Annotated in this window: 16 protein-coding genes; 7 read left to right on the top strand and 9 right to left on the bottom strand. The window is 36.4% G+C overall.

Features of this window, described 5'->3' with window-relative positions; all coding sequences use genetic code 11:
* From ACB104_RS14355 to ACB104_RS14345, 3 genes are all read left to right on the top strand, one after another.
* Window positions 1-1,753: T9SS type B sorting domain-containing protein (locus ACB104_RS14355; RefSeq protein WP_370479811.1), on the top strand; the 1,753-nt coding region annotated here is incomplete at its 5' end.
* Window positions 1,754-1,855: 102 nt separating this feature from the next.
* Window positions 1,856-2,785 carry a PorP/SprF family type IX secretion system membrane protein gene (locus tag ACB104_RS14350; protein ID WP_370479809.1) on the top strand — a complete coding sequence of 310 codons (930 nt, stop codon included), beginning with the start codon at window positions 1,856-1,858 and terminating at the stop codon, window positions 2,783-2,785.
* Window positions 2,786-2,797: 12 nt separating this feature from the next.
* On the top strand, window positions 2,798-4,714 hold the full coding sequence (locus ACB104_RS14345; protein ID WP_370479808.1) for an OmpA family protein: 1,917 nt from the start codon (window positions 2,798-2,800) through the stop codon (window positions 4,712-4,714).
* Window positions 4,715-4,961: 247 nt separating this feature from the next.
* Here the strand turns inward: ACB104_RS14345 and bshA are convergent, their stop codons facing one another.
* The 7 genes from bshA to ACB104_RS14310 form a co-directional block, all read right to left on the bottom strand.
* A complete protein-coding gene (bshA, locus tag ACB104_RS14340) occupies window positions 4,962-6,101 on the bottom strand; it encodes an N-acetyl-alpha-D-glucosaminyl L-malate synthase BshA (RefSeq protein WP_370479806.1) in 1,140 nt (379 codons plus the stop codon).
* 59 nt (window positions 6,102-6,160) lie between these two features.
* Window positions 6,161-9,079 (bottom strand): serine hydrolase domain-containing protein, encoded by a 2,919-nt coding sequence (locus tag ACB104_RS14335; RefSeq protein WP_370479805.1) that lies wholly within the window; start codon window positions 9,077-9,079, stop codon window positions 6,161-6,163.
* Between the two features lie 116 nt (window positions 9,080-9,195).
* Window positions 9,196-9,681, bottom strand: a complete 486-nt coding sequence (locus ACB104_RS14330) for an ABC transporter ATPase (protein ID WP_370479803.1) — start codon at window positions 9,679-9,681, stop codon at window positions 9,196-9,198.
* Between the two features lie 47 nt (window positions 9,682-9,728).
* Window positions 9,729-10,520, bottom strand: a complete 792-nt coding sequence (locus tag ACB104_RS14325) for a (Fe-S)-binding protein (protein ID WP_370479801.1) — start codon at window positions 10,518-10,520, stop codon at window positions 9,729-9,731.
* Between the two features lie 12 nt (window positions 10,521-10,532).
* Window positions 10,533-11,846, bottom strand: coding sequence for a 4Fe-4S dicluster domain-containing protein (locus ACB104_RS14320; protein WP_370479800.1), 1,314 nt, complete (start codon window positions 11,844-11,846; stop codon window positions 10,533-10,535).
* A gap of 3 nt (window positions 11,847-11,849) precedes the next feature.
* A complete protein-coding gene (locus ACB104_RS14315) occupies window positions 11,850-12,782 on the bottom strand; it encodes an MlaD family protein (protein ID WP_370479798.1) in 933 nt (310 codons plus the stop codon).
* A 106-nt stretch (window positions 12,783-12,888) separates the two neighbouring features.
* Complete coding sequence (locus ACB104_RS14310; RefSeq protein ID WP_370479796.1) at window positions 12,889-13,989, bottom strand: N-acetylmuramoyl-L-alanine amidase family protein; 1,101 nt, start codon at window positions 13,987-13,989, stop codon at window positions 12,889-12,891.
* A gap of 167 nt (window positions 13,990-14,156) precedes the next feature.
* On the opposite strand from ACB104_RS14310, the gene ACB104_RS14305 reads away from it, so the two are divergent.
* Entirely contained in the window at window positions 14,157-16,925 is a 2,769-nt protein-coding gene (locus ACB104_RS14305) for a putative LPS assembly protein LptD (protein ID WP_370479795.1), read from the top strand.
* Window positions 16,926-16,980: 55 nt separating this feature from the next.
* Window positions 16,981-17,361 (top strand): RidA family protein, encoded by a 381-nt coding sequence (locus ACB104_RS14300; RefSeq protein WP_370479793.1) that lies wholly within the window; start codon window positions 16,981-16,983, stop codon window positions 17,359-17,361.
* A 48-nt stretch (window positions 17,362-17,409) separates the two neighbouring features.
* Here ACB104_RS14300 and ACB104_RS14295 read toward each other — a convergent pair whose 3' ends face one another.
* Window positions 17,410-19,011 (bottom strand): family 43 glycosylhydrolase, encoded by a 1,602-nt coding sequence (locus ACB104_RS14295; RefSeq protein WP_370479792.1) that lies wholly within the window; start codon window positions 19,009-19,011, stop codon window positions 17,410-17,412.
* A gap of 198 nt (window positions 19,012-19,209) precedes the next feature.
* Here ACB104_RS14295 and ACB104_RS14290 point away from each other — a divergent pair, with 198 nt between their 5' ends.
* Entirely contained in the window at window positions 19,210-19,482 is a 273-nt protein-coding gene (locus ACB104_RS14290; protein ID WP_370479790.1) for a hypothetical protein, read from the top strand.
* Window positions 19,483-19,604: 122 nt separating this feature from the next.
* Here the strand turns inward: ACB104_RS14290 and ACB104_RS14285 are convergent, their stop codons facing one another.
* Window positions 19,605-20,000, bottom strand: a complete 396-nt coding sequence (locus ACB104_RS14285; RefSeq protein WP_370479789.1) for a hypothetical protein — start codon at window positions 19,998-20,000, stop codon at window positions 19,605-19,607.
* A gap of 387 nt (window positions 20,001-20,387) precedes the next feature.
* On the opposite strand from ACB104_RS14285, the gene ACB104_RS14280 reads away from it, so the two are divergent.
* Complete coding sequence (locus ACB104_RS14280; RefSeq protein WP_370479788.1) at window positions 20,388-20,843, top strand: energy transducer TonB; 456 nt, start codon at window positions 20,388-20,390, stop codon at window positions 20,841-20,843.
* Window positions 20,844-21,714: the final 871 nt, after the last annotated feature.

Raw genomic sequence — 21,714 nt, 5'->3', positions numbered from 1 at the left:
AACGCTTACGGCCACCGATAACTGTGGTACTGCTACGGTAACTTTCAATGAAGTTAGAACCGATGGTGATTGTCCTTCTAGCTACTCGTTAGCTCGTACCTGGACGGCTACGGATGAGTGTGGTCTAGAAACCGTACATACACAAACTATAACTGTACAGGACACAACCGCCCCTACTTTTGTTGAGGCCCTACCTGCTGATGCCACTGTGGAATGTGATGCGGTGCCTACTGCTGAAACGCTTACGGCCACCGATAACTGTGGTACTGCTACGGTAACTTTCAATGAAGTTAGAACCGATGGTGATTGTCCTTCTAGCTACTCGTTAGCTCGTACCTGGACGGCTACGGATGAGTGTGGTCTAGAAACCGTACATACACAAACTATAACTGTACAGGACACAACCGCCCCTACTTTTGTTGAAGCGCTACCAGGCGATATCACCGTGGAGTGTGATGCGGTGCCTACCGCTGAAACTTTAACTGCAACAGACAGTTGTGGTGATGCAGTAGTAACAGTGAGTGATACCAGAACCGATGGTAGTTGTGCAAACAACTATATTATAGCCCGTACGTGGACGGCAACCGACGAGTGTGGACTCACAACAGTACACACCCAGACCATTACCGTTGAGGATACCACACCACCTACTTTTGTTGATACCCTACCAGGCGATATCACCGTGGAGTGTGATGCCATACCTGCCGCTGAAACTTTAACTGCAACAGACAGTTGTGGTGATGCAGTAGTAACAGTTAGTGATACCAGAACCGATGGTAGTTGTGCAAACAACTATATTATAGCCCGTACGTGGACGGCAACCGACGAGTGCGGACTCACAACAACCCATACACAGACCATTACCGTTGAGGATACAACGGCACCGGTACCAACAACAGCTTACGAACAAACCATAAGCACCAGTTGTTACGATATTGAAACTGCTCCCGAACTAGAGTTTTCCGATAACTGTTCAACAAACATTATTGTGGAGTTTGAAGAAACGAATACTTTTGACGAGACCATTTTGGCCGATTATCAAGTTATAAGGACATGGACCGTTCGCGATGCCTGCAACAACGAGGCCGTCTATACTCAGACCGTGAATGTTTCATTGGATGAAGTCTATACTGAGATTAGTGCCCCAGACAGATGTTTTGATGACGGCTTGGTCAACCTTAGCAACTTCCTTTCCGAAGACGCTATAAATGGAACCTGGGAGATTATTGAAGGCAATCCACTCGCAACCATTAATGGAGATATCTTCGACCCGACCAATTTAGAAGATGCCTATACCGATGAATTTAATCCAAATACAGAAGGAATTACCTATGTATTACGCTTTACTGGATTAGAAAACGGGTGCATCAACATCACTGATGTAACCATGGTCATAGACGCTAAGTGTAAAGTACTGCCCTGCGGAGAAAGCTCTATTATTATATCAAAGGCTGTAACGCCTAATGGCGACGGTTTCAACGATACTTTCGACATTGCCGGTATCGACCTTTGTGGATTTACTGCCGAGGTAAAGATATTCAACCGTTGGGGCGCTTTAGTTTATGAATCCAACGATTACACATTGGGCAGCATAACGACATCCGGCTCTAATGGTGACTGGAATGGAAGCTCGCCGAGCTCATCGTTCGGTAGTGCGGGCAAACTGCCTAACGGAACATATTATTACATCATAAATTTAAGGGATAGTGGACTGAGCCCATTTACAGGCCCCGTATATTTAGGAACCAAATAACAATAACCTATGAAATGAGCCCTAACAGTATTTCGAAATTAAACCGAAATGGCCGTTATGGTGAATGACATCTGAAAAATCAAGAACGTAAAACTTAAACAGATGAAATTTATAAAATATAATATAATCGCTATGGCGCTGTTCAGCTGTGTTTTCGGAGCGGCACAACAGTTACCGCAATTTACACAGTACATGTACAACACCATCTCTATAAACCCGGCTTATGCGGGAAGCAGAGAGGCGCTCAGTATAGTTGGCCTACACCGAAGCCAATGGGTTGGTTTTAAAGGTGGCCCCATCACACAAACACTTTCTATCCATACACCATTACGTAATGATAGAGTTGGATTGGGCTTATCTTTTATTGAAGATGATTTAGGCCCACAAAATTTTTCATATCTATATGCTGATTTTTCATATAGTATTCCAACAGGAGATACAGGGAAACTGGCATTTGGTGTTAAGGGAGGATTCACCCAATTTAGTTTTGATACCGATTTTCGTTTGGATCAAGCGAATCAATCCGACCCATTAATCTATGGGACAGAAGATAGGTGGACACCAAATGTAGGTGCTGGAGTTTACTGGAGTACTAATAGAGTTTATGCGGGTTTATCCGCACCAAGAATATTGAACAACGATTTCAGTAACAAAAACAACGACTTTGAAGCCTTAGAGCGCATTAGTTACTATTTTACAGTAGGTGGCGTTATTGATTTAAACAATACGATTAAGTTTAAGCCTGCGGCATTAATTAAAGCGACAAATGGTGCCCCCGTATCTTATGACCTAACTGCAAATTTCTTATTTAATGAAAAGTTTTGGTTAGGCGGTTCATACAGAATCAATGAGCAAACTGCAGCCATTGGTGGTATTGCAGATTTTCAAGTGTCAAGACAATTGCGTGTTGGCTATGCATACGAAAAGCCAATTTCAGATATAGCAGATTATACAACAGGCACACACGAAATTTTACTTATTTATGAATTCAAGTTCTTAAATTCTAAACTAAAATCACCTAGATACTTCTAATACCTTTTAGATATGAAGATAAAAAATTACATATTAGTTTTCGCTGCATTATTGTTAACCTGTTCTGTATTTGCTCAACAAGGAAAACAAAAGAAAGCAGACACTCTATTCAATAAATTTTCTTTTGTAAAAGCAACAGAAGTTTATAAAGAACTTATTGCAAACAATTACAATAAGGATTATGCAACCAGAAAACTGGCAGACTGTTATGCTCTATTAAGAGACCCTAAAAATGCCTCTAAATATTATAAAAAAGTGGTAGAACAAGACAACGTGCCTGTCGAGTATTATTACAGCTACGCACAATCATTAAGAGGTATTGAAAATTATAAAGAATCTGAAAAATGGTTGCAACGTTTTAAAGATTCTGGTGGGGTTGTAAATAAAAATGACTTCTCTAAAGCTCCTAATTATTCAACCAATGTTTTTAATGCTAAGCAACAGTACTTTTTAAATAAATTTAATTTTAATTCAGAGTTTAGTGATTTTGGTGCTTTCGAACACGATGGGAAAGTATATTTCACCTCGTCTAGAGATGAAGGAGTGTCCATAAAACGTCTTTATGGATGGAATGAACAACCCTTTTTAGATGTTTATGTTGCCAAACTTGATTCTGAAGAAGTAGTTGATCATACCTACAAACTTCAAGGAGATGTGAATTCTGTTTTTCATGACGGTCCGGTTACCATAACTAAAGATGGTAAATACATGTATTTTTCACGTAATAATTTTAAAAATAATGTTGAGAAAAAAGACAACAAAGGTTTAACCAATATGAAAATTTACAGAGCTACTTTCAGAGATAGTATCTGGACAGACATTGAAGACTTACCAATTAACAGTGATGATTTTTCAACACAGCATGCTGCACTAAATAGCGATGATTCTAAATTGTATTTTGCATCAGATAGACCAGGTGGGCTTGGAGGTTCAGATATTTATGTGGTTAGTATTTCTCCTGATGGCGTGCTAGGTGAACCTAAAAACTTGGGAGATGTAGTAAACACTCAAAATGCTGAAGGTTTTCCTTTTATAAATACCGAAGGTACATTATTCTTTTCTTCAGACGGGCATGTTGGTATAGGTTTACTAGATGTTTTTGCCACTATCAAGGATGAAAACGACAACATTGTTGATGTTATTAATCTAGGTAAACCGGTAAACTCTAGTAAAGACGATTTTTCATTTACCATGAGTGCAAATGGAACATCTGGTTATTTTGCTTCAAATAGGTCTGGAGGTAAAGGCGATGATGATATTTATGCATATAACAGAATTCCGCCTCTTGAAGTAGAAGGTGTTGTTTCCGATGCTATTAATGGTAACCCTATCACTAATGCGACAATTAAGTTATATAATTCAAAAGGTAATGAAATAGCTTATTTAGAAACAGACGACAAAGGCTTCTATGAAATTAATATAGATAGAGATGAAGATTATAAAGTGACTGGTAGTCATGACAAATATATAGAAGATTATAGAACATTTACTTCTAAAAATATCAAAACCGAGTTAAAGACCATCACTGCTAATTTATTATTAAACCCTGTAGAAGATGTGGTTAAACTGGCTGAGTTAAATACTATCTATTTCGATTTTGATAAATATAACATTAGAGAAGATGCTGCACTGGAATTAGACAAAATTGCTGATTTAATGCAAAATCAATATCCAGACATGGTTATACGTATTGAGTCTCATACAGACTCTAGAGGTTCACTATCTTACAACGATAAATTATCGATAGATAGAGCAAACTCAACTTACGAATATTTAATCTCTAAAGGTATAGCTCCTGAAAGAATTACTGCTCATGAAGGATTTGGTGAACGTAGGTTAACTAATGGTTGTGACGGAAGTGATGATTGTGAAGAAGAGGCTCACCAATTGAACAGACGCACGCAATTTATAGTGATAAAAATGGAATAAGTTAATCTGTTGCCCTTTATAGGTCTTTGTTCTTCTTAACCATATATTTTGCTTCGAACAGAGAAGGAGGCCAAGGTGTCGATAATATTAATGGCTTCAACAGATTTACAAGAATAAAACTTGGTAAATAGTTCTCACGGAACGATTCGTTGCTCTGAAGCCGAGCATGCTCTTAATAGAAGAACAAATTTTATAGTCGTTAAAGTAAAATAAAAGACTGTAAAGAAAAGAGTAAACCCCTTGCTAGCTAAAGCACAAGACACTTAGCTAAAGTGTCTTCATAAATAGCTTCGTATTGTGGTACAATTTTGTGCAAATCAAATTTCAAAGCTTCTTTTCGTGCATTAGCTTTGAACTGGTTTAATCTATTTATATCACTTAGAATATACAAGGCGTTTTTGGTCATGTCTGCAACATCGCCAACATTGCTTAAAAAGCCGGAGACACCATGGACATTCACTTCTGGAATGCCTCCTGTATTGCTTGAAATAACGGGGACCCCAGATGCCATGGCTTCTAGGGCGGCCAAACCAAAACTTTCAGTTTCCGATGTCAACAAAAACAAATCACTAAAACGTAGTATTTTATCTATCTCGTTACTTTTTCCGAAGAAAACCACTTGGTCTAAAATACCAAGTTCTTGACAACGCATTTCCACACGTTCTTTTTCTGGCCCTTCACCTATAAACATAAGTTTGGCCGGCATTTCCTTTTGGATATTGTAAAAGACACTAATAACGTCCTGAACCCTTTTAACCGGTCTTAAATTACTGATGTGCGCAATAATTTTTTCATCATCTTTTGCCATAATGGCCCTTTGGCAATCTGTGTAACTTTCGTGGTTGTATTTTTCCAAATCAATGAAATTAGGTACGACATGAATCTCATTTTTTACATCAAATAACCGAAGTGTGTCTTCCTTTAAACTTTTTGAGACTGCCGTAACTGCATCTGATTTATTAATGCTAAACGTCACCGCTGGTTTATAAAACGGATGGTTGCCAACAAGCGTTATATCTGTGCCATGCAGGGTTGTTACAATGGGCAGATAAATACCTTCTTCATTAAGCATTTTCTTGGCCATGTAAGCGGCGTAGGCATGTGGAATGGCATAATGCACATGAACAATTTCTATTTTATGAAGTTTAACCATATCAACCAATTTACTTGATAAGGCTAGCTCGTAAGGTTGGTAGTGAAACAATGGATATTCTGGAACAGTTACCTCATGATAGTGCACATTATTACTTAAAAGTTCCAATCTTACGGGCTGATTGTAAGTAATAAAATGTATTTCGTGTCCACGTTTAGATAGCTCTAAACCTAGCTCTGTAGCCACTACGCCACTACCACCAAATGTTGGGTAACAAACAATTCCTATTTTCATAAATTTCAATTTTTCTGATTATTTCATTGCAAAGTTATAATTCCAAAATCGCAATCAAGTTAATCAATTATCGCTTCATAAATCAAGCGTTGTATTTCTGTTCTAATATTTTTTCGAAGCAATAAATTTTTTCCAGCTTTAGGATAGGTTCTATTGGCCAAAAACACGTACACAATTTCTTCATCTGGGTCTGCCCAAGCATACGTTCCCGTAAATCCTGAGTGTCCGAAACTGGTCATGGAAATACAGCCACATGTGGGGCCATCATCACCCAATTGGGGTTTGTCAAAACCCACCCCTCTCCTATTGTTTTTACTGCAATAGTAACATTGGTTAAACTTATCGATGGTTTCGGGCTTCAAATAACGTTTTCCTCCATAAAAACCTCTTTGCAAATACATTTGCATAATTTTTGCCACATCATTGGCATTACTGAAAACTCCCGCGTGCCCTCCAATTCCATTTTGCATGGCAGCACCCATGTCGTGAACATAGCCATGAACCTCCTGGAAACGATAATAATCATCAACTTCTGTGGGTACAACCCTTTTGTCACTTATTTTATGATAAGGATTATACATGGTATAATTTGCACCCAAAGGCTCATAAAAATGACTTTGAGCCAATTGCTCCAATGTTCTGTCGTAATGATGCTCAATAAATTTCTTCAGAATGTAATAAGGGAAATCACTGTACCTATAGCGCAAAGTTTCCAACAGTTCTGAATCTTTTATAATCTTTGGTATAGAATCTTGATAATCTGTTCTTAAATATAGGTTTTTGGCCACTTCAATATTGAACTCATCACTTCTCTCCGTCCTGTAGTATTTTGGACTTGGGTGTTTGGTAACTGAATCTATAGTATGGTAATAAAAAGGTTCCCATGGCCGTAACCGAGCATAATGGGACAGCATGCTTTTTAATGTGATGTCTTCCTTGTTAGACCCAATATATTCTGGCAAAATCTCCGAAAGTTTCGAGTCTAGAGACACAATGCCTTGTTCTTCAAGCTCCATAAGCAAAGGTAATGTGGCCAAAATTTTAGTGAGTGAAGCTACATCGTAGATATCATCAAAAATCACTCCCTGCTCACCTTTATAGGTGTGCTTTCCAAAATTCTTATTGTAAATTACTTTACCCTTTCTTGCCACCAACAATTGTATTCCGGGCGTCATCATGGAATCTACCGCAATTTGAGCCACCGAATCTACACGTTTTAACTTTTCAGAACTCATACCAACACGCTCAGGCAATGTATAACCAAGTCTTTCAATGGCATTGAGCCTTATGCAATTTCCTACCTCAAAATAAGGTTCAACGGAAACCGGAAGCTCCCCTTTGGCCTCAATTGCTCCAAAAATGAGCTGCGCAGACTTTTGCTGGGCAATCGCACTGTTTTGATAGCTGACAATAATGCTGGCTATGTTTTCAATATCCTTTAAACCTGAAAGCGCATAAGGTTTTACAAAGGCATCTAAAACAACCGTGTTGGTTTTTGCAATTTCATCAATCCAAACCACATCCTGATCGGAAAATTCATAATTCTTCCAAGGATTTTCATTTGATCGATGAAACCCAATTATAACCGTGTTATAAGATTTTAATTTTCCTGTTAAACTAAAAAGATTATCGGCCTCGATTAAATGAACCTTTCCGTATTTTTTAAGCTCATCATAAAAGGGTGAACCATCATCATCGCCAAGTTTAACATAGGCTATTGATTTGGTTTCCAATCTTCTCAAAGGAATTAAATCCCGTTCATTCTTTACAACAGTTATCGCGTTTTCAAGAAGCTCTTCATAAAGAACGTCGTCTTTAATCCTATTTAAATCTTTAGACAAATCATGCAGCCCAATAGGTTTGTACTTGTTCAGCCCCACTTTATATTTCGCCATTAATATTTTTTTTACCGAATGTGCCAAACGTGCTTCTGTAATATCACCACTGATAATGGCTTCTACTATTTTTGAAACACCAACCCCAACATCTTCAGACATGAGCATGACATCATTTCCTGCCATAAAAGCAGCCAAATCAATATCACCTGTTTCACTGAAATCGGCCGCACCTTTCATGGTCAATGCATCCGTGAAAATGAGCCCTTGGAACCCTAATCTTTCTTTTAAAATATCTGTTACAATGTGTTTTGACAATGATGACGGATAACCCTCACGTGGCTCTAAACTTGGCACATTTAAGTGGGCAACCATAACACTTGAAAGCCCTTCCTTGATCAACGTTTTATAGGGATACAATTCTATGGAATCTATGCGTTTTTCATTGAAACTGATGGTTGGAAGGGTTTTATGCGAATCTTGGTCCGTATCACCATGACCCGGAAAATGCTTGGCATTGGCCAAAACGCCGGAACTTTGCATCCCTTTCATAAAAGCCGATGCCTTTTCGGTAACGTTATCCCTATTTTCGCCAAAAGAACGATTGCCTATTATTGGGTTTTGCGGATTGGTATTTATATCCACAACGGGAGCAAAATTAAAATGCACCCCTAAACGCTTGCAATGCTCCCCTATTTGTCGCCCCGCTTGTTCAACAAGTCTATTGTCTTTTATGGCTCCCAAAGTCATATTCCATGGAAAAGCATAGGTAGAATCTAAACGCATGCTCAATCCCCACTCGGCATCCATACCAATGAGCAAGGGTATTTTTGCACTTGCCTGCAATTCATTGTTAAGTTTTGCTTGTCTATATGGCCCTCCATTGGAATAAATAATGCCTCCAATATAATCTTCCTTTATTAGATTTATGATCTTATTCTTGGTTTCCTCATCTTGATTGGACATGACTTGTACCATATACAACTGGCCCACTTTTTCTTTAAGGGAAAGGGAAGAATAAACGCTATCAACCCACTTTATTTGCGCAGCACTATCAGAAGTCAATAATGGGCTTTCTGTATTTTGTCCGTAATTTATGGATACTAAAAAAAGAGAAAGAAATATAGTCGAGATTTGACGCATAAAATATTGATTAAGGGGACCTTATCAGTAATACTAATAATCGTGCCAAAATAATACTTTTAAAAGGAAGATAAAAAGACTTTAAGATAGATTTATAAAGAAACTATCAACCGTAACTACTTTAAAAAACGGCTGTGCCAGCTATCGCTTGCGGGCACTTCCCAATTTTCGTTGAACTCCGCAATATTGGTCACCAAATTATTGAAAACAATGGTGTTTTTAGATACGGCCTTTTCTTTAGCCATTTTTTTGAAGTCTGTAAGTGGCTTATATGCAATAAATTCACCTTGTTTGTAAGAGACATTCATTTTATCCATTAAATCTACATTATAATCTTTTTCCAATTGTTGAATAAAATGAACCGATGAATCAATGGAGCAACCTGTCGCCTTATTTAAGTTTTGATTTAATCCTATAACTATAAATCGCTTATATTTAATTAAGTAACCTGCTTCTAAATCGCTGCCGTGCGCTGTCCATTTTTCAATAAACACATCCAACTTAGATTGAATTTCATCAATCTCTTCTTGGGTAAAGGAGCGATTGGCTTGGTAAATCCAAACACGTGATTCTTCTGGCAATGTATTAAAATCTACGAGCATTAAACTAATTTATAAATTACGGTCAATGATTTTTAATTTTTCAGGAATTACAAATCTTGGGCATTGGCAATTAACTCGGCCACATCCATAACAGGAATATCTCCTTCCTTCTCCTTCGATTTGACGCCATCGGTCATCATGGTGTTACAAAACGGACAACCTGCTGCAATTATTTCAGGCTTTGTATCCAAAGCTTGTTCAGTGCGCTCTACATTGATATCCTTATCACCTTTTTCTGGCTCTTTAAACATTTGCGCTCCTCCAGCACCACAACACAACCCTGTACGTCGACAGTTTTTCATCTCTACCAATTCGGCCTCTAGTTTTTCAATTAAATCACGAGGAGCTTCGTAAACATTATTGGCTCGCCCTAAATAACAAGGATCGTGAAATGTAATACGCTTACCTTTAAATTTTCCACCTTCTACGGTTAATCTGCCATCATCCAATAAAGTTTTTAAAAATTGGGTGTGGTGCATTACCTCATAATTTCCACCCAATCCTGGATACTCGTTTTTAATAGTGTTAAAACAATGTGGGCAAGCCGTTACAATCTTTTTTACTTCATAAGCGTTAAGCACCTCAATATTGGTTACTGCTTGCATTTGAAACAAAAACTCATTACCGGCACGTTTTGCGGGGTCACCAGTGCAACTTTCTTCAGTGCCCAAAACAGCAAATTCAACATTTGCTTTGTTCAATAATTTAACAAAGGCCTTGGTGATTTTTTTGGCTCTATCATCAAAACTACCCGCACAGCCCACCCAAAACAAAACTTCGGGTTGCTTGCCTTGTTCCATGAATTCTGCCATGGTTGGTACTTTGATTGTTTCGCTCATATTACATTAATTTTATTCATTCTTCCAATTCAATCGATCCATTTGGTTATAAGGCCAAGGCGCACCGTTGTTTTCAATATTGGTCATCATATTGTTCAACTCCATAGGTGCAGCAGATTGTTCCATCACCAAATAGCGACGCATATCCATGATAATTGAAAGCGGATCAATGCTCACCGGGCAAGCCTCAACACATGCATTGCACGAAGTACAGGCCCATAATTCTTCACGGGTAATGTAATCGTCCAACAACTGCTTTCCATCTTCTTTAAATTCGCCATTATTTGCATCGATGTTTTTACCAACTTCCTCCAAACGGTCGCGAGTGTCCATCATGATTTTTCTGGGCGACAGCTTTTTTCCTGTTTGGTTTGCTGGGCATTCACTGGTGCAACGCCCACATTCGGTACACGTATAAGCATTGAGCAATTGCACCCAATTTAAGTCCTGAATATCACTTGCACCAAATTTTGCTGGCACATCGTCTTCTGAGCCTTCTTCTGGAGCAGCAAATGGGTCGACATTTGGATCCATCATCATTTCAACCTCCTTCGTCACGGCTTCCAAATTATTGAATTGCCCTTTCGGTGTCAATTTTCCGAAATAGGTATTCGGAAATGCCAACAAAATATGCAAATGCTTTGAAAAATATAGATAATTCAAGAAAATTAAAATCCCAACGATATGCAACCACCATGCTGCTCGCTCTATGGCATGCAAAGTAGATTCGGACGTGCCTTCAAACAAACCGGCTACGTGCTGACTAACAATATTTCCTGAATTTAAGCTTTGAAAATGGACATCGGTGGCATTCATGATTAAAAAAAACAGCATCAAAATCATTTCGAAATACAAAATGAAGTTAGCATCGTTTTTAGGCCAGTTGGTCATTTCACTTTTCCAAAAGCGAGCCAACTTAATCACATTTCGTCTTATCCAAAAAACAATCACAGCAACAAAAACCAAAACAGCCAACAGTTCAAAAACTCCTATGAATATACCGTAAACAGAGGACGAAAGTACACTAAGGCCTATTCTGTGCGTTCCGAAAACACCATCAATAATAATTTCTAAAACCTCTAAGTTTATTACAATAAAGCCCACATAAACAATGGCATGAAGCAAACCAGCAATTGGGCGCCTCACCATTTTGCTTTGCCCAAAAGCAATAAGTGCCATGTTGCGCAAACGTTCGGATTTATTATCGCTAACGTCAACATCTTGGCCAAGCTTTATATTTCTAATGAGTTTTTTTAGATTATTTGCAAAATAGCCAATACAAACAACCAATATGACAGCAAAAAGTATATTCGGCAAGTATTCCATAGATTAGTTGCTAGGTTCTTCTTGGTAAGGTATTTCTTTTTTTGATAAAATCCTAAAGTAGCGTTTTGGGTGCAATTTTATATCCCGAAGCAGTTCTTCCAATTCTTTGGTAGCACCTTCTAGATTATTATAAAGGCTTTCATCTTTTAGAAGTTTTCCAATTGAGCCATCACCTTTTTCAACTTTATCCAACACCCCGTTTAAGCTAGCTAAGGTTTTTTTCAAAGATTCTATAGTGGCTCCCATATCGGCATTTTTCAAGTCGGTCGCTAGGGTTGATAAATCCTCGCTAGTTTTCTTAAAACTCTTTAAGGTTGTGGTAATATTTTCTTCATTCTTGGCAATGAGTCCGTTGACACTGCTTGAAGTAATTTCAAATGATTTTAAGGTTTCGTTTAACTGCTCTACCGTCCGTTTTAAACCTTTTTCAGACTGGTCATTTATTACTTTATTCAAGCTTACAATAAGCGAATCTGCTGATTTTAAAGTTGAATTTAAATCGGTACTTAAACCTGAAAAATTCTTGGAAAGACTGGTAACCAGACCAACTTCAACTTCAGATTTTAAAACATCACCCGGTTTTGCCAATTCTCCATCTTCCCGAGCCACAATGGCCAATCCATTACCACCCATCAAACCGGTTTCGTAAAGGCGAACCACGGAGTTTTTTGAAAATTTAAGCTTTTCATCCACTGAAAACGCCACTCGTGTTTTACCTGTGTTAAAATCGTAATTAATGTCTTGAACCTTACCAACGCTATTACCTTTAATGGTAACTGGTGAAGACTTGGTAAGCGCGTTATAATCGAATTCTGTAAAATAAACATTATTGGATTCCAGTAAGTTTATGCCTTTTAAATAGTTGAATCCAAAAATAAAAAGTATAATTCCTAATATTACTAATACGCCTGTTTTTACTTCTTTGTTTATTTTCATCTGGTTGCATTGGCTATTTTAAATGAACCTAAACCATGTATTAGACGGTCCATTTTAAAATACATGTTCGAAAAACAAATTTAATATAAATTTAAAAAGAACGGCTTTAATTTGAAGTTGATTTTAAAGCATCGGCCAAGGCTATCTTTTCACCATTTTTAAAAGCCACAATAAAACTTGAAGCATATCCTTTTTTTCTAGCCTCAACCTCAAATGCTTGCGCTTGGCCATAGCTTGAAGAAACTCCGTAAAAATACTTGTAAAGGCTTCCTTCCTTTAACTTTGAAATAGAATTCAGCCCTTTGAAATTGTAAGGTTTAGGGTCTAGGGATTTTGAACTGGCCGCTATTTGCACTTTAAACACAACGTCTTCTGAAGCTGTTTCTTGAATATTCTCCGTGCTTTTAACCAACTCAAAATCACCAACATTTTCATCTAAACTGGATTTATATTCCAGAACAGCATCGGCAATAGCTGTTGACATTTGGTTTTGCCCCCTTTTAGAATTGAGATAGCTTCCTTCGCTTTTATAAGTTAAAAAACCTGTTTCAACTAAAACACTAGGCATCACGGTTTGGTGCAAAACAATAAAACCAGCTTGCTTAACCCCTCTGTTGTTACGTTTCAATATGTTTGTGAATTTGTTTTGAATCAACGAAGCCAACATGATGCTTTGATCTAAATACTCCTCTTGACTCAAAAGGATACTAATAACAGATTCTGGGGAATTTGGATCAAAACCACCGTAGTTTTTTTCATAGTCATCTTCTAGAAAAATAACTGAGTTCTCCTTTTTTGCCACTTCGAAATTAGTTTGGTTTCTATGCGTACCCAACACAAAAGTCTCCGTGCCATGGGCTTGTGAATGATGGGAATTGCAATGTACAGAAACAAATAAATCGGCATTAGCCTTGTTTGCAATTTGTCCCCGAACAAACAAGTCGATAAACTTGTCTTTCTTACGTGTATAAACCACTTCTATATTGGGATTTTTTTCAAGCTGCTCTCCTATTTCCAAAACAATTTTCAATGCAATATCCTTTTCTTTAAAACCATTTCCAATATTACCTGGATCGTGCCCTCCATGACCGGCGTCCAAAACCACAACAAATTTTTTGGAACCCTTATTTTGATTAACGGATATAAAAGAAGAAAGTGTTAATACGAATATAATAGATACGAAAAGTAATACTCTATGCGTTTTCATGTGGTGTATTATAATTTTTTTCTATCAGCCTAAAACCATACGGAATCTTTAATTCTATGTTTAAAACGACCAATAAACTCGGTTTATTACCCAGCCCAATTGTGCAGGGTTTTAATTTGAAATTTTTAATTGAATATTAAATCAATCCCAGAAAAATATATGTAATTTTGGCATTTCAAAAACCGAGCCATACTTTTACAAAAATACATTTAAAAGCGTTGCGTACAAACAACTTTAAAATACTTTTTGCATTAAGTTTTACAGTGTTTATCAACATGTTAAGCTTCTCCCAAGACATCAAAAAACCACAGGATTCCATCAAACCTGTAGTTCGAGATAAAGCCATAGTAAAAGTTGACAGTATAATTAATTCAACCCCTTTAGAAAAGGAACAGGACACCACACTAACCGACTCTATAAAACCAAAAAAAAAGGAACTACTTGAACATACGGTGGTTTACCACGCTGAAGATTATACTAGGTTCAACCAAAAGCAGCAAAAGCTTTACTTGTATAACCAGGCCAGAATTGACTATGGCGACATGAACATAACGGCCGGGGACATTACCATAGATTACAACAAAAACATCGTTTATGCCAAAGGTATCAAAGATAGTATTGGCAACTACGACCAAAAACCCGTGTTAACCGAGGGTAGTGATGTTGTTGAACCAGATTCTTTGGTTTTTAATACCAAGACCAAAAAGGCACTTATATACAATTCTAAAACTGAACAAGGAGAAGGCACGGTAATAGCTTCGGTAACAAAAAAGGAAAATGATTCGGTGTACTTTTTAAAGAATGCCAAGTACACGACTTCAGAAAATATTGACGACCCTGAATATTACATTAAACTTTACAAAGCCAAAATTGTTCCGGGCAAAAAAATTGTAACTGGGGTGGCAAACTTGTTTATTTATGACGTTCCCACACCATTGGGCCTGCCTTTTGGATTTTTCCCCCAAAGTGAAAAACATACCTCGGGAGTCATTATACCTTCTTTTGGTGAGCAAAACGACAGAGGGTATTTTTTACAAAACGGTGGTTATTATTTTGCGATAAGTGACTATGTAGATTTGGCCGTTTTAGGCGACTATTATACTAACGGAAGCTACGGAACGCGTTGGGAGAGCTCCTATAAAAAACGTTACAAGTTTAATGGCAATGTTAGTTTTAGGTATGAAAGTTTAATAAGAAGTGAGCGCGGTTTTCCTGATTATGCGAAAAGCACCATTTACAACCTACGTTGGTCGCACAGTCAAGATTCCAAATCCAACCCGAGTTCCCGATTTTCTGCCTCCGTTAACTTGGGTAGTAGCAATTATTATCAGTCATCAAACAACCAAGTTAACGTTGCAAATAGGTTGAACAATACTTTGGCGTCTTCGGTGTCATATTCAAAAACATTTCAAGGGGAACCCCAAGTAAACCTCAGTTTAACGGCCACGCACTCCCAAAACACCCAAACACAGTCTATTAACATGACATTACCTACGTTACAAGGTAGTGTAGGTAGAATGTATCCGTTTGCCTCAAGCACAGGTTCTAAAAAAGGCATTTTTCAAAACATAAACTTTCAGTATAACTTAAGAGGGGAAAATAGAATTGCAACAACAGATTCATTGTTCTTCAAAAAAGAAATGTTTGATGATGCCAAAACGGGACTTCAACATACCATACCGCTTAACACCAACTTCAAAATATTCAAATATTTCAGCGTTAGTGCCAGTACCAACTTTAATGAGGTTTGGACCTTTAAAACCATCAACAAATCCTATGACCTCGATGAAAACAGAACGGTAACAGAAACCGTTAACGGATTTGATTCCTATAGAACGTACAATTTCAGCACAAGTTTGGGAACCACCATTTACGGCACCAAAAATTTTGAAAAGGAAGGAGAAGACCGAAAATTCAAGGCTATTCGCCATATTATAAGGCCATCCGTAAGTTATAATATAAATCCTGCCTTCGACCAATATTACGACACCTATGAGGGGGATGAAGTAGTTGATGCAGATGGCACAACTAGAAGGCAACTTTTGGAATATACGCGGTTTGAACAGGGTGTTTTTGGCACGCCCGGAAAGAATTTTTCAAGTTCTATGGGGATTTCGGTGTCCAACAACCTTGAAGCCAAGGTTCGGGACAAGGACAGTACAGCAACCGAACCCAAAAAGATTATCATTCTTAACAACCTTAATTTTAGCACATCGTATAATTTTGCCGGTGACTCCTTACAATGGAGCCCAGTGCGAATGAATGGTGGCACCTCGCTCTTCAAAAATAAATTGAGCATCAACTTTAGTGCTACGCTAGACCCCTATGCTCTGGACAACAACAATAACAAAATAGATAAATTCAATATCGATAATGGTGGCAGCTTGTTTCGGTTGACAAGCGGAAACATTAATGCTAGTTGGTCTTTTTCAAGTAAAGGTGGTGGTGCAAAAGACAAAGACAAAAATATTGAAGAAAACCTTAGAGGTGGTGGCCGAGATGACGATATGTTTGGTGTTTCGGAGGATTTTTCCGACCAGCAATATAATGAGGATGACAGAAATAGTGGAAATGATGAGACACCAAGTGAATTTTATAATTTCAACATACCATGGAGTTTAAGGTTGGCCTATGCCGTAAATTACTCTAACCAAAGACGGCAAAATGAAATATCGTCACATTCGCTTATGTTTTCTGGAGATATCCAACTGTCTCAAAAGTGGTCAGTCGGGGCTTCTTCAGGTTATGACCTAAAGAATCTTGGATTTACAACAACCCAACTCCGCTTTGAACGCGACTTGCTAAGTTGGCGTATGAATTTTAGTTGGACACCTTTTGGTGCTTACAAATCTTGGAATTTCTTTATAGGTATTAAGTCCAACCTGCTTAAAGATCTTAAATACGAAAAACGGCGTCAACCAGACATTAGATTGTAATTTATTTTTAATGGGTAATTCAATTTTTTATCTTGAAACTTAAATTTATTTCACAATGAAATCAATAATAAATACCACGAATGCCCCTGCTCCCATTGGCCCATACAACCAGGCTGTTTTAATGGGTAATACACTTTACACTTCGGGGCAAATTGCATTAAACCCAAAAACTGGAAATCTTGTTTTAGACGACATTAAGAAAGAAACCGCTCAAGTGATGCACAACTTAAAAGCCGTTTTGGAAGCTGCCCAAATGACTTTTGAAAACGTTATTAAGTCTTCCATTTTCATAAGCAATATGGATGACTTTGCATCAATAAACGAAGTTTATGGTAGTTTTTTTAATGAGGCTACCGCACCAGCAAGAGAAACCGTTCAAGTGGCTAAATTGCCTAAAAACGTTAATGTTGAGATTAGTGTGATTGCTGTTAAGTAAAATACAGAACTTACACTAACAGACCAATATAATTAAAAGTTGTCTAGGTTATTTTAATACAACCTTACCTATTGCCTCCTTATTATTGGTTTTCGACTTTATTAAATAAATCCCTGAATTAAAACCAGGTAAGTCTAATTTTAATTGGGAAATATTGCTATACTTTGCTCTTTTGACTAAAACTCCTGTCAATGTAAAAATTTCTATCACCAAATTATCATAGGGTTCAGCAAAATTAATCTTAATAGTTCCTTCAGTAGGGTTGGGATAAATGAGCATATCCAAACTATCATTGGAAATGTCCTCAACGCCTAATTCACCCACCTTTGTGAACGACCACTGTTGTGTGGGATGTTGATTCCAAGGCCATTGTTGTACCCTGGCTCCGGGGGTTGTAATGGCATCCTTTATTTCCATTGCTAAATAACTGTTCTTATTCATTAACCGATATGAGTTTCCTGAAACATTAACAATGTACCATTCCTGGCAAGGGCTGTTAATGGTTGACCAAATACGTACCTCATCACCCCATCCGTTACTACAATTTATAATCTCGAGTGATTTGTCGGGAGCTGCCTCTGGAGTGATTTTGTAATAATGATTGTTAACTGAAGTAATAGCCCATCGTTCGCTACTATTGCCGTCACTAATTCCTGATGTTGCATTTACTCCGTCCACAAAAGTCTCGTTTTCTAGCTCAAGCAAATTTGAGCTATGGTTATTACGGATTGTATAGACACCATTTGCAATGCCACTTTCAGTAGTGTAAATGGCAACAGGCCAGTCATTTACCCATTCTATGTTTTCAACCTTTAATTTAGCATTCCCGTTATTTTTAGAATCGTAATAATGATAAGTAAATAAGGAACCAGATAATCCAAAATGACCAGGACCAACAAAACGGCCATCGGAATGAAGAAAAGTTGACCCTCCATTATTATTACAGTTAACACCATTTTTATCGAGGAAAGGTCCAGTAGGACTTGTTGATCTGCCCACGAACATTTGGTATGTACTATTTACACCGCTACAACATCTTCCCCTATTAAAAAAAAGATAATAATACCCATCATGTTCAATAAGCGAGGAAGCCTCAGGATTATTATTGGCAATATGCGTAATATTATTTATATCGAAAGGTTTTCCTGTAGCTGGATTTAACTCCGTTATAACAATACCATCCCAGTAAGAACCATAAGTCATCCAAAATCTGCCGTCATTATCCTCTAATAATGAAGCATCAATGGCATTAATTCCCTGCGAACCATCGGTATAAGTTACCATACCTTGATCTTGCCAATTACCTGCTTCTAAAGAGCTTGTTGTAGCCAACCCAATTGCCGAATTCTGTGAGCCAAAGGAAGAACATGAATAATACAAATGCCATTTATTGTTCATGTAAATTAAATCTGGCGCCCAAAAATGTCCGCCAAAATTATCGACATAAGTATCAATCCATGAAGGATAAGTGCCTATTGGAAAAACTGGAGCTTCTCCTCTCCAGTCTGAAAAGTCAGATTGAGTAGCTGACATTACCCATATTCCATTACCCGTACTGTAAATATAATTTCTGCCATTTTCTTGTACCATGTGAGAAGGGTCGTGTGAAGGCTGAGCAAAAACAAACCCCACACTGAAAACTAAAATCAAGATTATAAAAGAACCCTTGCTTTGCATCTTTAATTATCATTACGTATTAATCAAAGATACAAAAGGCATTTCATGTATTTCAATTATACATTTAAATATGTTACTAGCATTTTCATGTATCGTTATGGCTTATAATAGAAATGACATGTAAAGTTGAAATGAGCTGGAGTCAGTACCAATTTTGACGGAAATTTTACTTTGAAGGTAAAAGAAGGGGCTGTACTTGTCGTTAGTTGTTCTGGATTTAAAACCAAGGAAATCATTGTGGGGAATCAAATGAATATTGACATAACTTTGGAAGACAAAGTTAAATCAGAAAATAAAATACCATTAACTAAGGCTGAAATTAGGAAGAATAGACGTAATGCTAATAGAAAAAAATACTCAGAACCATTAGATTTACAGGAAGAGGTGTTAAAGGGTGTAGGTAGGTCTATTAAAGGAGCCATCCATAAAAAAAATAATTTGTAACATATTTTAAAATTTTGGCGCATACTTATCAAGACTATGCCCATATTTAAAACTCCTTAACTCTTTAATAAATAATTAAATTCCAAAACAATAATCATTTTGAAAAACCGATAAAATTATGGTTAATTTCCAATATGGCTAAAGCCGATATTTTGAGCAGATAATGCTAACACCACTATTCCTATACCCAGCCATGCAACTGGGATAGAGATAGTTAAAATCGTTGAGGTTGATTTGTCTTTTATTTGGATTTTTTCTATCTCATCTCCATTGATTAAAATATTATTATGCAACCCGTTTACTTTTTCATCGCCATAATAATTCCCGTCTTCGCCTTGGACAATTTTATAATATTTCAATTTTTCACCATTTCTTTTTTCAATTTTTACTTTGGTATCTGCTTTCACTGCTTCATCAAGAGTTACAGGTGTCGATTTGTAAACTGTGCAACTTTGAAGTATCATTAATGCTGATAAAAATAACGCCACTGCTTTGAGATAGATTTTTAAAGTTTTCATATTAAAAATGTTAATTGGTTAATATTAAAGTTTTATCCAAAATAAAGCAAGGTGAATTGAATCAATGTCCGATAAAATAGTCTATGGAAGAATTTGGACAAATAAATTGTGATTAAAAAAAGTAAAAAAACAATTTAGATTTAAAAGAGATTGAATATTAAAGTTTTGGAGCATACTTATCAAGACTATGCCCATATTTAAAACTTCTTACTTCTGTTATGACATTAAGTTGGTCATCATAGACAACTTCAACAAAGAACTTATTTTTTTAACATAATCAGTTATAATTCCTATATTACAATTATATTCAAGATATTATTCTTAATCTCCCCTATAAATTATAGTCTTTTGGATGGTATGTTATTAACCTTTAGACTATAATTTCTTATGAAAAAACTACTATTTCTTTTATTTTTTGCTCCTGCAATTATTTTTGCACAATCTGATAATGAAAACTCTAAAACAAATAAAGACTATAAGCAAGAAAAAAATGTTGATATATCGGAAACTCCTCCTACTTACCCTGGTTGTGATCGCCGAGACTTTGAATTTAAAAAGAAATGTACATCAGACAAAATAGTGAAATTTGTAAATAAAAACTTTGATACTGACATTGCTGGAAGAATAGGACTAACTGGTGTACAAAAAATTAAAGTTGCTTTTAAAATAGATAGGAATGGTGATATTACAGGGGTAAGATGTAAAGCTCCACACCCTGAATTAGAAAAAGAAGCTATTCGTGTAATAAAATTACTTCCAAGAATGAATCCTGGTTATCAAAAAGGAATGCCTGTTGTCGTTCCTTATTCACTACCAATTAATTTTGCAGTGGCCAGAAAATAACTCTTCCAACTAAATTTTATTAGCATTAAGCCTTACACATCGACCAATTAGGGGTTTTAGAGTTCTTGGATGGTATTTGTATGAGAAATTATTAAAGTCTGTATTTTGGATATTAATTCTGAATAAACCTTGGAGCATACTTCTCAAGACTATGCCCATATTTAAAACTACTAATTTCTTTAATGATATTCAATTCTCCATCATAGACTACCTCAACAAAGAACTTATTTACTGCGTATCAATTAATTCTTCCATTCTTTGTAAGGTAATTGTCAAGAAATACCCCTATTAGGTTGACTACTTCCATTTTGCCATTTAAATCTAGTTTATTGAAGTCGTATAGAGTCATTTTTATCTATGTTTTGACCAAAACTGAGGAAGATCATTTGTTATTATAAATTAATTGATTTTATTACTTCCGCTATTAATCAAATTATGCTATTTATAATTAGCAAAGTGGAATATAAATATCTTTTTATGTTTCACTTTTTTTTAATGGCTCATTTTTAAAATAGTCTAGTTGTGATAGATATTACTTTGTTTAAATATCAAAATGAATATTAACTTTATATCAACAAAAAAGCCTTTTAATAAAGGCTTTACAATGGTTTTCAATATGTTTTGTATTTGTTTAGTTTGTATTGGTTACTTCCCGATGCAATATTTAAAGTTTATTTATTTTAAAGGGATATCACAAAATGGGCAACAAATAGGCTTCAAGAAACATTAAAAATGAGTAAATACAGGACAAATACAAATTAATATATATGATAATAAGTTAAGATTTTTTTATTATCAAATTAGTTTATATTCAGTCCAAAAAGAACCTGTTTAAATGCTTAATCTTTATAACGCATAATTTTTTTAAAAG

The sequence above is a fragment of the Tamlana flava genome, assembly GCF_041287255.1.
GTDB classification, from domain to species: Bacteria; Bacteroidota; Bacteroidia; order Flavobacteriales; family Flavobacteriaceae; genus Tamlana; species Tamlana flava.
This window is presented reverse-complemented; position numbering and strand designations above follow the sequence as displayed.

Excerpts from the sequence above, each read along its gene's own strand:
- ACB104_RS14350 (WP_370479809.1), top strand. The coding sequence starts at position 1,856 with ATGAAATTTATAAAATATAATATAATCGCTATGGCGCTGTTCAGCTGT.
- ACB104_RS14345 (WP_370479808.1), top strand. The coding sequence starts at position 2,798 with ATGAAGATAAAAAATTACATATTAGTTTTCGCTGCATTATTGTTAACC.
- bshA (WP_370479806.1), bottom strand. The coding sequence starts at position 6,101 with ATGAAAATAGGAATTGTTTGTTACCCAACATTTGGTGGTAGTGGCGTA.
- ACB104_RS14335 (WP_370479805.1), bottom strand. The coding sequence starts at position 9,079 with ATGCGTCAAATCTCGACTATATTTCTTTCTCTTTTTTTAGTATCCATA.
- ACB104_RS14330 (WP_370479803.1), bottom strand. The coding sequence starts at position 9,681 with ATGCTCGTAGATTTTAATACATTGCCAGAAGAATCACGTGTTTGGATT.
- ACB104_RS14325 (WP_370479801.1), bottom strand. The coding sequence starts at position 10,520 with ATGAGCGAAACAATCAAAGTACCAACCATGGCAGAATTCATGGAACAA.
- ACB104_RS14320 (WP_370479800.1), bottom strand. The coding sequence starts at position 11,846 with ATGGAATACTTGCCGAATATACTTTTTGCTGTCATATTGGTTGTTTGT.
- ACB104_RS14315 (WP_370479798.1), bottom strand. The coding sequence starts at position 12,782 with ATGAAAATAAACAAAGAAGTAAAAACAGGCGTATTAGTAATATTAGGA.
- ACB104_RS14310 (WP_370479796.1), bottom strand. The coding sequence starts at position 13,989 with ATGAAAACGCATAGAGTATTACTTTTCGTATCTATTATATTCGTATTA.
- ACB104_RS14300 (WP_370479793.1), top strand. The coding sequence starts at position 16,981 with ATGAAATCAATAATAAATACCACGAATGCCCCTGCTCCCATTGGCCCA.
- ACB104_RS14285 (WP_370479789.1), bottom strand. The coding sequence starts at position 20,000 with ATGAAAACTTTAAAAATCTATCTCAAAGCAGTGGCGTTATTTTTATCA.
- ACB104_RS14280 (WP_370479788.1), top strand. The coding sequence starts at position 20,388 with ATGAAAAAACTACTATTTCTTTTATTTTTTGCTCCTGCAATTATTTTT.